Origin of the sequence: Candidatus Arsenophonus triatominarum (genome assembly GCF_001640365.1) — a bacterium.
In the GTDB taxonomy this organism is placed as follows: Bacteria; Pseudomonadota; Gammaproteobacteria; order Enterobacterales; family Enterobacteriaceae; genus Arsenophonus; species Arsenophonus triatominarum.
In genome coordinates this window covers 1-12632 of sequence record NZ_LWMI01000081.1, presented here as the reverse complement: position 1 = coordinate 12632, position 12632 = coordinate 1, and the positions used below count along the sequence as shown (strand labels likewise).

Genomic DNA, 12632 nt, shown 5'->3' with positions numbered 1-12632 from the left:
AGTTGAGGCCGAAAAACTGCCCGTTGTTAACCAGGCAATAGCAAGCGTCAGGCTGGATAAGGCCAGTCGGAAACTGCGCGGTGTCATTCGCGTCACGGATAACGAGAATAACCGATTGGAGGTGATATTATGACCACAGTGAAAACCGCGGTACCTGATGTCACGATAACCGAAAACGGGGTGTCGGTGCCGGATATCGCGGACGTGCTCGCCGGACGGCTGACGGATTTTGTCGGCATATTGGGCGGCCATGCCAGTCAATCACTGAGCGCCCCCCAAGGACAGATAGCCCAGAGTGAGACCGAAATACTGGCGCAGGTCTACGACAAATTATTATGCCTGTTCAACCAGATTAACCCCGATTTTGCGAGCGGGCGCTTTCAGGATGGAATAGGGCGCATCTATTTTCTCAATCGTATTCCTGGTCAGGGTAGCGTTGTCATGGCCACCTGCACGGGCAAAGTCGGCACCCGTATCCCAGCAGGCAGTACCGCCCAGGATAAGGCCGGTTATTTGTGGCGTTCAGTGAGCGAAGCAACCATCCCTGCCAGCGGCACGGTAAAAATCCCCTTCCAGAACACGACGCATGGCCCCATCGCCTGCGCCACGGGGAATTAACGCAAATTTTTAGCTCTGTTTCAGGGTGGGACGCCATCACCAATGACACACCGGCCCGTGTCGGGTCACAGGTAGAATCCCGCATTGCCTTTGAAACACGCCGCCGCCAATCAGTGGCGCGCAACGGTCGTAATACCGATGGTGCGATGAAAGCGGCCCTACTGGAAACCCAAGGTGTGACGGATGCGTATGTCTGGTCAAACCGAACAAGGGAGACGGTCACTATCGGCACGACTCTTTATCCGGTTAAACCGCATTCCGTTTTTATTTGTGTGAATGGTGGCAACGATACCGATATCGCCGAGACGATCTTCCAGTATTACAATCCTGGCGCGGACATGAATGGGGATACCACCTTTACTGTTTATGATAAAGAGAACTACTCGCCGCCTTACCCGCAATATGTGATGCAGTGGCAGCGAGCCACCCCATTAAGCGTCTATTTTTCCGTCAACATTGATAAAAGTCTCAATCCTCCCTGTGACATTACCGGGCAAGTTAAAAAAACAGTTATTCGCGTGTTTAATGGCGAGGTAGAAGGCATTCAACGTGCGGGTATAGGGGCAACCCTGAATGTGGGTAAATACTACGCGCCGATTATTGCGATTGAGCCTTATTCGGTGAGTGTCGTATCAGTAATGATATCCCAAGACGGCAAAAACTGGCTGTCTGCGTTAACACCAGGCGTGGCGCAAGTCCCCGTTTTGCAAGCCGATAACATTCACGTGGAGTTAAAATGAGTTGGCAAAAAACGGTGCTAAACCAGTACAGTGCCAGCCAGAAATTGCTGTCTGTCATCGCAACATTCGAGCAGGCGGTGAGTCTGGAGGATTTTACTGACCGGTTTCTTGATGAAGTGTGGGATATCACCACCTGCAACCGCTTTGGTCTGGATATGTGGGGGAAAATCGTCAACATTTCACGTTACATCACGGCGGAAGTCGATAACAGCGCGTTTGGGTTTGCGCAGGCAGACGAAGGAAAAGCGGATTATCCCACCCGTTCAGTGATGCCCCTTATTACGCGGGTGTGCAGGAAACCAGAAAAATCCGGCTAGCGGACAACGCTTATCGAAGCCTGATACTCAGCAAGGCGTTTTCTAACATCAGTATTGCGACTATTCCTGAAATCAATCGCTTCTTACGTTTTCTGTTTAAGGAACGTGGCGAGGCGTTTTGTGTGAATTATCGTGACATGACTATTGGTATTACCACCGCCTTTCCCCTAGAACCCTTTGAATTGTCAGTATTGAGAAACAGCGAGGTCACCCCGTTACCTTCTGGGGTACTGATGAATATCAATCAGGTCGTCGCCCCCTACTTTGGCTTTGCCGAGGATGCCTATCCGTTTAATGAGGGGACGTTTTTTACGGCGGGACGTTAATCATCCAGTAGAATTTTTTGGAGTATTTTATGAAAAAAACAGACTTGCCCGCTCGTAAACCGGTGCCCTTTGGGGCGAATGGTTCACGGCGTGATTTAACGGCGAAAACGCCAACCGGCAGTAATCAGGCTTCTTATGATGCCGGTTTTCCCCCCATTACCATGACGATTAAAGCCGCAGGCGGCTTGCCCCCTGATGGCCGTGACATGAATCAGGCACTTAACGAACTATACACCGGCTATCGTTGGCATAATGCGGGCGCGGGTTACCCTTTTGATGCCGATTTTGCCACGGCGATTGGTGGTTATCCGGCGGGGGCGAAAGTGCCCAATTCCACGAATGACGGTTTTTGGCTAAATACAATAGACGGGAATACGACCAATCCGGAAGTGTTGGATGCCTCCGCAACAGGGTGGGTACCCGTGAATAGTTACGGCATCACCAGTATAACCGGACTGGAAACCGGCACGATAACCTTGACTACCTTACAGGCCGCAAAAGAAGAACTGGTCTTCAGTGGCAATCTTATTGCTGATACCACCGTAATTTTCCCGCCATGGATAAGAAACTGGACTGTCACCAATCACTGTCAGGGGAATTTCACCCTGACCTGTAAACCCCTGTCAGGGACTGGTGTTGTACTGCCCAGTGGCAGAAATGTTATCCGTTGCGATGGTTCACAGATTATTTTTGCTATCCTCGTTGCGTCGCTCACTCAACACGGTCTCACACGGTTAAGTAGCGCCACTGACAGCAATGATGAAACGCTGGCCGCCACACCCAAAGCCGTCAAAGCCGCTTATGACTTGGCGAAAACCGTAAGTATTGACGGAATTTATCCGGTAGGGATTGTTGTCTGGTTTGCTCAAAATAAAAATCCCAATACCTTATTTCCAAATACAAAATGGCAATACATTGGTGAAAATAAAACCATTCGTTTAGCAAAAGCAGATGGTTCTAATGTATTCACTACCGGAGGCGCTGATGCTATTAAGCTGACAGAAGCCCAATTACCCGCTCACGGGCACACTTTTTCAGCAACAACCAGTAGCTATGATTATGGTACTAAAAATACGAATGCAACGGGTAATCATGCACATAATTTTGCAGGCGTTGTACGTGACCCATGGAATGCAAGAGGCGATGACGGTAATCCTAATCAATGGAAACCAAGGGCTCAAAATACATCACAAGCGGGGAACCACTCACATACTGTTACTATCGGTGCACACACCCATTCTGTTTCAGGTACAACGGGAAAGACGGGAAGTAGTAGCGAAATTAATATAACGAATGCTTTTATTACGCTAATGGGCTGGTACAGAATCAGTTAAGGAATCAAAAATGTTTAGAATTTTTAAAGCCTATACCTACACGAGTGATACACATGAGTTGCTGGGTCCTTGCGATGCTTACACGGATGAAACTCATGACATACTGCCTTTTCATACTGAGAAAAAACCAATTGACAAAAAGGAAGGTTTCGCTGTTGTTTTTAATGAACAAAATCAGGAATGGGAATATCAGGAAGATCATCGCGGTTTGGTTTTGTTTGATACGAAAAGCCGTCAATCTGTCACCCTTGAAAAATTAGGTAAGGTACCGGAATATTTAACATCATTAGCCCCTCAAAGCGAATATGATGTTTGGGATGGTGAAAAGTGGGTCAAGGATGCAGAAGCTGAAAAATTAGCAGAAAGACAAAAATTAGAAGGCATCAAACAACAAAAATTATATGATGCCACTCGTGAAATTGCACCCCTTCAAGATGCAGTCGATTTAGAAATGGCCACCGAAGACGAGAAAAAACGACTGATAGCCTGGAAAAAATATCGGGTTTTTGTGAACCGTACGGATGTTTCAACTGCACCCGATATTGACTGGCCGAAAAAACCGGATTGAGTAGCTTTCCAACGCCAAATCAGCATGACAGAAAAGAATTGGTTGATTTATTTCGCCGTGCTAAACGTTGCAAATTATCCTCAACATCCGCTTGGGTGACCTCGCCAACTATCTGACCGGATTTGTCATAACGAAATGCGCCTAACTGGATAAGTGCGCGATAATCGGCGTGATGACCAACACTACCCAAACAGGCTCTTAAACGCCTTCTCGCTATCGGTAAGCCCTTTTCCTTCACCTCTTGCCACATATCCTGCTGGATGCCAATTTTCATTGGGCACAGCTTGCCATCAGGGAAAAGATAAGGCCAAAACGTGCTAATTTGTGAAATTGCCTCATTTAACGGTAATCGCTTTTTAGACGGTGTGGGTGATTTAGGTGTTTTAACCTTCACTTCCTGTTTGGGTTTAACAACCGTCTGCTTGGGCTGCTGTTTTACGGCTTTCGAAGGATGAGGTTTTTTTTCTGTTTTTTTGACGCAGCCTTTACCCAGACCTTTTTACGGTAAGCAAGGTCACTTTTGTGATGTTCTTCCGATGAAAGCTTTCTAGGACGATTAAGGCTTAAATTTTGGCGTTCTGTCATGGTTTAATCTTTAAACAGGTTGCTCATTTCAGTATCATTTAAGCTCGTAAATTTCATCACCGATTGTCTATCCATGCCACTTTCGAGCATTTGGCGCGCTATCTTCATGGAAGCCTGTTTTTCGCCCTCAACTTTCCCTTGTTGCATACCTTGTTGTATGCCTTGTTGCATACCTTGTTGTATGCCTTGTTGCATACCTTGTTGTATGCCTTGTTGCATACCTTGTTGTATGCCTTGTTGTATGCCTTGTTGCATACCTTGTTGTATGCCTTGTTGTATGCCTTCTTCTCGTATACCTTGTGCAATATTCATCAATGCCCCCTCATGTTTCTCTGTCTGTCTGGCTATCTCTTTGATTAACTTTGCTGGTTGCTCAGCATTGCCTTCTTGGATTAGATAGTTAAACATAGTAATAACTTGATTATCAGTATAATAATTATACGACAACAGTTTAACAATACTATTCAGTAGCTCGGCCATATCCCGTCTTCGAATGTGTTTTTGGATAAGCTCCAATAACGCCATTCGCTTATGTTGCATAATCTCACCGTCATCAAGCGTGGTGACATCGACTAGCTTAAACGGTTTGGTGTATATCTTTTCGGCAATATCTCTGCCACTAAAGCAGTCTAGCCAGTCTGTACTATACGGATGAGGGCTTTTCTCACCGCAATAAAACAGGATGGGAAAAACCAGCGGCAACTCTTTATGACCAGCCTCTAAATGCTTTTGCATGGCAGCCATACTGTAGCGCATGAGTCGCCATGCCATGAGCTTGTCAGGGGTTGATTGGTGTTCAATCAGCAGATAGAGATAACCTTGTCCCTTTTCTGTTTTGACAGAATACAGGATATCACTCTGGTAGTTTTTCATCTCACTATCAACAAATGAGCCAGATTCCACTTTGAGGCTATCTAAGTCACACAGTGCCTTAATCTCATCCGGTAGCCAGATATCAAAGAAATCTTTAGCGGTCTCTTTTTCACTTAAAAACTGCTTAAATACCGCATCATGGGGCGTTGGGGTGAATTTTTTACTCATCGGATATCTTCAATAATTGCTCGCGTCAGATTGAATTATGGCAAACAAACCCGCTATATTAATCATTACATTTAAGACATCATAATCCAGCTTTAGCAATAACGCCCCTATTTACCTCAGGGGCATTTTTACTTTAATGACTCGGACTAAATCGGTAAGGACTCGGTTTTTCCAATACTGCGCCCACCTCTTTGGCTTTTTTCTCAGCCTCGAAAAATCCGTGGACTATTTCACCATCTCGAAATCGCCAAGCGTCACCCGTACCGTTTGCCAGTCTTGCCATCCAAACATTGCTATCTTTGTTGGTTGGAATTAACCGCTTTTTGCTAGTCTTAATCTTTTCACGAAGCTGTATTTTTTCGTCCTCAGACAACTCAGCGGACAACAGGGTACAATGCTCAACGATTTCAGCAAGGTTTTTTTCGTCGGTGGCATCGTCGAGGGCGATTAATACGGCGTCCAATTTTGGATTAGTTGCTGGTTGTACATCTGTCGCCGTTTCTTCTTTTTGACGTAGTTTTTCGTTTCGCTCACGGATAATATCCCTCATCGATAGCCGTTTAAACGAAGTAGGAGCCATTCTGAGCGGTTTTTCTGTTGAATTTGCATCTTCGTATACCCCAAACATCGAAAATAGTTCAGAGGCGCAAGGAAGCCGTCTAGCGAGGCGATGAATCACTGTCTTGAGTGCCATTCTGTCGAACCACTTCACCCAAGGGCTTGTGTAGTCTTTTGCGCTTTTCACTGTATCGCGTATCTTTTCCACGTCAGCGCGACTCATCACTTCAACAACCAGTTCACCGCTATTGAGTTTGGCGAAGGCATAGACTTTTACTACCTCATCACCATCAAAAAACGCTGGACGGTGGGTTAAATGCTCGCCGTTTTCATCAATCACATATTCAAACTCATCTTGTGAATAGACAACCTTTGCAATGATATTGGCTACCTGACCGGATTGACGGGCACGTTTCATAACACCGTCCACCATCGGCATGTAGACGGCTTTTTTCACAAATTGATTATTGACTTTGGTACTACGGACAATCAGAGCAGCTTCTCGTCCGTCAGGCATAAGTCCGTCTTTGGCGCAACGGGTTAAGGCCAGCACCAGTGATTGCTTATCGGCTTTTTGCAAATCCGCATTTTCAATCAATGCGGTTGCGGCGGTTCGGGTGAACTGCTCAGGCGTAACCTGAGCAGGTAACAGGGCTGCTATGCCTTGCTGCGTAATGACCGATTGCAAATTGGCATAGACGTTGTTCATGGTTTCCAGTCCGGTATTCATGCTACACCCTCTTCCATCATCAAAGCTTCTCTGCGTTTTCTATCCGCCTGTTTTGCCCAGAAAGGACGGGATATTTTGACTATTGGGTAGGTTTCTATGACGCTTTCTAGCATATCAATCACACGATTTACTTCGTATACGCCCTGCTCGCTATCTTCGTCGTCGGGTTCACAAAGTTTCACAGGAAAACGCCCATAAGCTGGGTTTTTGCCAATTGCACAGAAAGTGAAAGCTATCGCTTGACCAAATACCTGATTAGCAATCAGACGGTAAAATTCCGCTTGTATGTGATAACCAAACTCATCAACAGATTTCCCAAAACCTTGAAAATTGTCAGTCGTTTTCACATCCAACAAGAAAGGCTTATCTGAATAGATTCCCAACAAATCAGGACGAATTTTCAATAGCGTCCCCTTTTCCGTGCGATAGAAAATTGAAACCTCTGGTTCGCCGTTTTCGAGTAGCTCTTCAACCATTGGGTAAGCCAGCGCAGAATCACGCATCAATTGGATTGCCTCAAATTCCTCCTTTTTTAAAACAACCCTTGCCAATGTTAGATTTTTTTTCTCAAAATCGGATAGCGTTTTTTTGCCATCCTTTGTACGCAAATCCAGCTCAGGTGCAGAAACATATCTTAGCGGAAATTTCTCCGGCTCAAGAATAGCCGTATGTACCGCATCACCAATCAAAAACGCTCTTGTTTTTCCTTCCTGAACGGGTGCGTCCTTGTCCCAATCCAGCACAGCTATTGTCTCTGCCTTTTGCACCAACCTAATTTGCGTACTCGAATAACCGTTTGCCGCGTGATAGGTGCTATTTGACAAACGGCGAACAATCAAGCTCTCTGTGGGTTTCAACGCATCCACACAGCCGTTCAACATCTCAAGCGTGATATTTTCACCGCTCATGATTTTTCCGTTAACGGGAGGAAAAGCAGAGAAGATAGAGTTGTCGTCTATGTTTGTGACTTTTGAGTTAATTAATTGTTGCCCTTCTGTGTAATTATTAACCAATTCTTCAGGTACTATATTCGCCTCGCTTTTTTCCGCTTCTCCCACGTTTTCCACAGACATAACGACAGATTTAGTGGATAACTCTGTTGATTGCGTTAATAACTGATTATTTTTTCCACACTCAAAAAGATGAATCGCTATTCCCTTGATTTCGCTTAAAGAGATAGTTTTGTCTGCTTCCTGTATTTTCACGGACAACAATTCACGAAGTTCGGTGTATTGCTCAAAAATCTCTGGCTCTTCTGATGGATTGGCCAACAAATCCTCCGCATCGCGAATCTCGCCTTCGTCGTATTCTTCCTGAACCCCAAATATCGTGAGTAAAGCGCAAAACTGGTCTATGCCCTGTTCTTCGATAATATCCGTCTGTTTTTCGGTATTAGCGAGATACTCTTCAACGCTAATTTCTTCCAATCTGGGCGATTTGTAAAAACAGCAGTTTGCGCCGTCCGTTTTAAAGATATGTTGAGAGGCCAATTTCTTGGCGGCAATTTTCGTTTCAGACGCAAGATAGATGAAATTTGTTGTCTTACCCTTCTCGTGGTCAACGTTAGTGATGATGGTTGCTTTGAAGTATTTCATGCCGCACCCCCAACTCGCTGGAGAATTCGGGCACGCTGACGAAGGGTTAAATTGCGTGAGGTTCGAACGAATAACTCGATGATTTGATTTTGCGCTTCAATTACGCGCACGCGGAAGGTACTATTTCCCATAGTCCGACTCCTAGTTACAGTAGGTTTTGGGCTAGCTAGCTGTGAGGGGTGCAACCCAAACAGCTAGCGACTAATTACTTGATATTGCGTTTTCTTTTTCAATAATTGTTGAGAACGCTATTCTATCTCCATTGAAAACAAAGTTTGGATTTATAAAATAATTTCCTTTTCTCAATGCCTTAGCTATTATTTTAGCTTCTTCAAGTTCTATGAGTCCTCTCCTAAAAGTTGTCATAGATAGTTTGACTCCTTCGTTAAAATTTAGGAATTCTTTTAAAGTGTATGAATCTAAATTTACCACATCCTTATTCATGGCGGATTTTTGAACTATAAATATTAGTACCGTTAATGCCTTTATACCTGCAGATTTAAGATTAAATGCTAGTGCAATATTCTCAGTAAATAATTTCACAAAACACTGAGAATCAACTTTTTTATAAGTGGCAACATGAGTACCCCTTATTTCACCAGTGAATTGATTAACTAAAATATTATCTTCACGTCCTAGCGGAGAAAGCTTTACCGTTTTTCTACCAAACGGTATAACCATATTTTCTAAGAAAGGATTACTTTCATATCTAATCTCTGCCATCCATTTTCTCATTATTAACTGAACTCTGTAATGCCATTATATAATAAAAAATGGTTTTAACAAGGTTTTTTTTGGTTTCTTAAAAACCAATATAATATATTTTTTGATTCTACAAGGTGCAAAAATAGGTTTCCAAAGGATCAGAAAATGAAAACTCACATCTATATATATCAATAACTTACATGAGGTTTATTTATTAATCTTTAGGTGTAAGGAACTACCAAGCAACTCATCAAGAAACAAATTAACTTCCGCTTCCTAGTCGACGTTTTTCGGTATTCCCGATCTAAGGTAAGGAAACTGAATTAACTAAAAAAAATCCCAAAAATCCTTAAAATTAAAATGCCCACCGCTCGCCACAGCCAAGTGACCGAGCAACGCGAGCGAACGGGCGAGGAAGCGGAAGATAACCGGAAATTAAAGGGAACACAGTCACGCGAAAATCACAAAATACTAATTTCTTCCAATCTGGGCGATTTGTAAAAACAGCAATTTGCGCCGTCAGTCTCAAAGATATGTTGAGAGGCCAATTTCTTGGCAGCTATTTTCGTCTCAGAGGAAAGATAGATGAAATTTGTTGTCTTACCCTTCTCGTGGTCAACGTTAGTGATGATGGTTGCTTTGAAGTATTTCATGCCGCACCCCCAACTCGCTGGAGAATTCGGGCACGCTGACGAAGGGTTAAATTGCGTGAGGTTCGAACGAATAACTCGATGATTTGATTTTGCGCTTCAATTACGCGCACACGGAAGGTACTATTTCTCATAGTCCGACTCCTAGTTATCGTAGGTTTTGGGTTAGCTGGTTGTAGGAGGCGTTAACTCCTTCAATCAGCGATTATTCTTTCTCAACAAAAGGAATATACGTTAATTTTTCCTTCGATTTTTCCCTAAAATTACTTTCTTGTTCAGTAGAAGTGGCAACAACTGTGGCACTAAAAATAGCATATTGACGCTCATCTCTACCTGCCTGCCAAGCTACTTTTTCATTAACACAGTATGCGGTTGCATTTCCAACTTTTACCGTATCTATCCAGTTATCTTTTTTTAAGATTCTTACTGCCCTTGCTACACTTGGACGACTATATCCGGTCACTTCTTGTAGTAATTGATAACTACATACAACAGCGTTTGTCGTTCTTCCCATTTTTTCCATGAAAAAAATTAATATTTCAGCAGCAAGAGGATGTTTGCTTATTAGACCTCTAAAATGATTCATATATCCTTTTGATAACTGGACGAAATTATAATTATCTAATTTCAATTTATATGATACCCCTCAGTCTCAATCCAGTAATAAAAACTATAACCAAAAGATACTGGTTGTGTCAAATATTTTTTTATTTTAAAAACTGAGTATCATTAGCTATGAGACTCATCAGTATCATCAATACTGATACTGTAAAATAAAAAATAATTATAAATCATAATTTTATAGTGCATTCCCTTTCTGTATCTGTATTAGTTGGAACTATCAGACAACTCAATAGCAACAAACTAACTTCCGCTTCCTCGTCGCCGCTGTTCGGTGCTCGCAAGCTGCGCTCCGCCTCAACGTCTCCTGCGGTGAGCGGACTGAGTTAAGGAAAAACCGGATTTTCTTTAAAAAAAACCAAAAAATCTTTTTAAAATTTAACGCCCACCGCTCGCCACAGCCAAGTGACCGAGCAACGCGAGCGAACGGGCGAGGAAGCGGGAGATAACCGGAAATTAAAGGGAACACAGTCACGCGAAAATCACAAAATACTAATTTCTTCCAATCTGGGCGATTTGTAAAAACAGCAGTTTGCGCCGTCAGTCTCAAAGATATGTTGAGAGGCCAATTTCTTGGCAGCTATTTTCGTCTCAGAGGAAAGATAGATGAAATTTGTTGTCTTACCCTTCTCGTGGTCAACGTTAGTGATGATGGTTGCTTTGAAGTATTTCATGCCGCACCCCCAACTCGCTGGAGAATTCGGGCACGCTGACGACGGGTTAAATTGCGTGAGGTTCGAACGAATAACTCGATGATTTGATTTTGCGCTTCAATTACGCGCACGCGGAAGGTACTATTTCGCATAGTCCGACTCCTATCGACTTAGGTTGTTGGATCAGGTGCTTGGGCGGGGTTCAGAGCCCGTTCAAGTACCGCTAATTTAATCTTGTTTTTCTATTGCTGTAGTAAATGCAACTCTGTCTCCATTAAAAATAAAGTTTGGGTTAATAAAATAATCTCCTTGTTTTAAACATCTTGCGATTATTTGAGCCCCTACTAGTTCTTTAATTCCTCTAGTAAATGTTGCTTGAGATAATTTTTGACCTGAATCAGATAAAATTCTTCTAAAGCGTATTTATCTAACACAACTCTATCTTTGTTCATTCCTGAATTTTGCACTGTAAAATCAATACATTTAGTGCTTTTAGTCCAGCAGAGCCTAATTCAAAAGTCATCGCTATATTTTCAGCGAAAAGTTTTATAAATTTCCCCCTATCAACTTTTTTATAAGTTGTTACATGCGTTCCTAAAATTTCTCCTGTAAGTTGATTGACTAATACATTCCGATCTTTACCCATTTTGGATAATCGAATTTGTTTAGTCCCCATAGGAATCATCATATTTTCCATGAATGGATTTTGTTTGTGCCTTATTACATCGATATTTTTTGATTCCGTCATATGCATTTTTCTATTTTTTCTTACTCTTACTTAAGCATTTTAGTTGTTTTTTTGATTATGTCAACGTATTTTTTGATTTTAACGTAATCATAAAGACACTCATTTTTGATTACAGCAACAACAGTATTTATGGTTGTGACAAACAGATATTAAAAATTTAATTCTTTCTATAACAGGTTTTATGATTACTTCTCTTCTTGTATCTTTTGATAGAAAGAAGTATCAGACGACTCAGTAGCAACGGATTAATTCCGCTTTCTCTTCGACGGTGCTCGCAATTTAAAGCGTAAAAATTGAGTTAAAAAACAATCCAAAAAAATCCTTAAAATTAAAATACCCACCGCTCGCCACAGCCAAGTGACCGAGCAACGCGAGCGAACGGGCGAGGAAGCGGAAGATAACCGGAAATTAAAGGGAACACAGTCACGCGAAAATCACAAAATACTAATTTCTTCCAATCTGGGCGATTTGTAAAAACAGCAGTTTGCGCCGTCAGTCTCAAAGATATGTTGAGAGGCCAATTTCTTGGCAGCTATTTTCGTCTCAGAGGAAAGATAGATGAAATTTGTTGTCTTACCCTTCTCGTGGTCAACGTTAGTGATGATGGTTGCTTTGAAGTATTTCATGCCGCACCCCCAACTCGCTGGAGAATTCGGGCACGCTGACGAACGGGTTAAATTGCGTGATGGTTCGAACGAATAACTCGATGATTTGATTTTGCGCTTCAATTACGCGCACGCGGAAGGTAGACTTTTTCATTAGCCCTTGACTCCTAGTCACTGTAGGTTTGGGATTAGCTGGTAGTAAGAGGCGAAAACTCTTGCTATCAGCGATTACTCATCA

16 protein-coding genes are annotated in these 12632 nt (G+C 42.9%); 6 read left to right on the top strand and 10 right to left on the bottom strand.

Annotation, left to right across the window (positions count from 1 at the left end; all coding sequences use genetic code 11):
* The first annotated feature begins 129 nt into the window (after positions 1 to 129).
* The 6 genes from AYJ55_RS34170 to AYJ55_RS23455 are packed head-to-tail and all read left to right on the top strand — an operon-like array spanning position 130 to position 3903.
* A complete protein-coding gene (locus tag AYJ55_RS34170) occupies positions 130 to 618 on the top strand; it encodes a baseplate J/gp47 family protein (RefSeq protein WP_245677493.1) in 489 nt (162 codons plus the stop codon).
* Complete coding sequence (locus tag AYJ55_RS23470) at positions 516 to 1358, top strand: hypothetical protein (RefSeq protein WP_245677492.1); 843 nt, start codon at positions 516 to 518, stop codon at positions 1356 to 1358. Before AYJ55_RS34170 ends, AYJ55_RS23470 begins: the two co-directional genes overlap by 103 nt.
* A complete protein-coding gene (locus AYJ55_RS35030; protein WP_281181229.1) occupies positions 1355 to 1675 on the top strand; it encodes a baseplate wedge 1 family protein in 321 nt (106 codons plus the stop codon). The genes AYJ55_RS23470 and AYJ55_RS35030 overlap by 4 nt, the downstream gene beginning before the upstream one ends.
* Complete coding sequence (locus AYJ55_RS35025) at positions 1648 to 2001, top strand: baseplate wedge 1 family protein (RefSeq protein ID WP_281181228.1); 354 nt, start codon at positions 1648 to 1650, stop codon at positions 1999 to 2001. Before AYJ55_RS35030 ends, AYJ55_RS35025 begins: the two co-directional genes overlap by 28 nt.
* A gap of 29 nt (positions 2002 to 2030) precedes the next feature.
* Complete coding sequence (locus tag AYJ55_RS30215; RefSeq protein ID WP_162505732.1) at positions 2031 to 3335, top strand: phage tail protein; 1305 nt, start codon at positions 2031 to 2033, stop codon at positions 3333 to 3335.
* Between the two features lie 10 nt (positions 3336 to 3345).
* On the top strand, positions 3346 to 3903 hold the full coding sequence (locus tag AYJ55_RS23455) for a tail fiber assembly protein (protein ID WP_063657587.1): 558 nt from the start codon (positions 3346 to 3348) through the stop codon (positions 3901 to 3903).
* Between the two features lie 19 nt (positions 3904 to 3922).
* Here AYJ55_RS23455 and AYJ55_RS23450 read toward each other — a convergent pair whose 3' ends face one another.
* From AYJ55_RS23450 to AYJ55_RS23405, 10 genes are all read right to left on the bottom strand, one after another.
* Positions 3923 to 4297 (bottom strand): ProQ/FINO family protein, encoded by a 375-nt coding sequence (locus AYJ55_RS23450; RefSeq protein WP_063657588.1) that lies wholly within the window; start codon positions 4295 to 4297, stop codon positions 3923 to 3925.
* A 194-nt stretch (positions 4298 to 4491) separates the two neighbouring features.
* Positions 4492 to 5529, bottom strand: coding sequence for an Rpn family recombination-promoting nuclease/putative transposase (locus AYJ55_RS23445; protein WP_063657589.1), 1038 nt, complete (start codon positions 5527 to 5529; stop codon positions 4492 to 4494).
* A gap of 133 nt (positions 5530 to 5662) precedes the next feature.
* Positions 5663 to 6817, bottom strand: coding sequence for a recombinase RecT (locus AYJ55_RS23440; RefSeq protein WP_063657606.1), 1155 nt, complete (start codon positions 6815 to 6817; stop codon positions 5663 to 5665).
* The gene (locus tag AYJ55_RS23435; RefSeq protein ID WP_063657943.1) at positions 6814 to 8412 is read right to left on the bottom strand and encodes a PD-(D/E)XK nuclease-like domain-containing protein; all 1599 of its coding nucleotides are present in this window, start codon (positions 8410 to 8412) and stop codon (positions 6814 to 6816) included. Before AYJ55_RS23435 ends, AYJ55_RS23440 begins: the two co-directional genes overlap by 4 nt.
* A 201-nt stretch (positions 8413 to 8613) precedes the next feature.
* A complete protein-coding gene (locus AYJ55_RS23430; RefSeq protein WP_063657953.1) occupies positions 8614 to 9135 on the bottom strand; it encodes a replication/maintenance protein RepL in 522 nt (173 codons plus the stop codon).
* Positions 9136 to 9578: 443 nt separating this feature from the next.
* On the bottom strand, positions 9579 to 9770 hold the full coding sequence (locus tag AYJ55_RS23425; protein ID WP_063657713.1) for a hypothetical protein: 192 nt from the start codon (positions 9768 to 9770) through the stop codon (positions 9579 to 9581).
* 202 nt (positions 9771 to 9972) lie between these two features.
* Complete coding sequence (locus AYJ55_RS23420) at positions 9973 to 10398, bottom strand: replication/maintenance protein RepL (RefSeq protein ID WP_063657717.1); 426 nt, start codon at positions 10396 to 10398, stop codon at positions 9973 to 9975.
* A gap of 472 nt (positions 10399 to 10870) precedes the next feature.
* Positions 10871 to 11062 carry a hypothetical protein gene (locus tag AYJ55_RS23415; RefSeq protein WP_063657713.1) on the bottom strand — a complete coding sequence of 64 codons (192 nt, stop codon included), beginning with the start codon at positions 11060 to 11062 and terminating at the stop codon, positions 10871 to 10873.
* Positions 11063 to 11489: 427 nt separating this feature from the next.
* A complete protein-coding gene (locus AYJ55_RS34165; protein ID WP_245677556.1) occupies positions 11490 to 11789 on the bottom strand; it encodes a hypothetical protein in 300 nt (99 codons plus the stop codon).
* Positions 11790 to 12223: 434 nt separating this feature from the next.
* Entirely contained in the window at positions 12224 to 12415 is a 192-nt protein-coding gene (locus AYJ55_RS23405) for a hypothetical protein (RefSeq protein ID WP_063657713.1), read from the bottom strand.
* Positions 12416 to 12632: the final 217 nt, after the last annotated feature.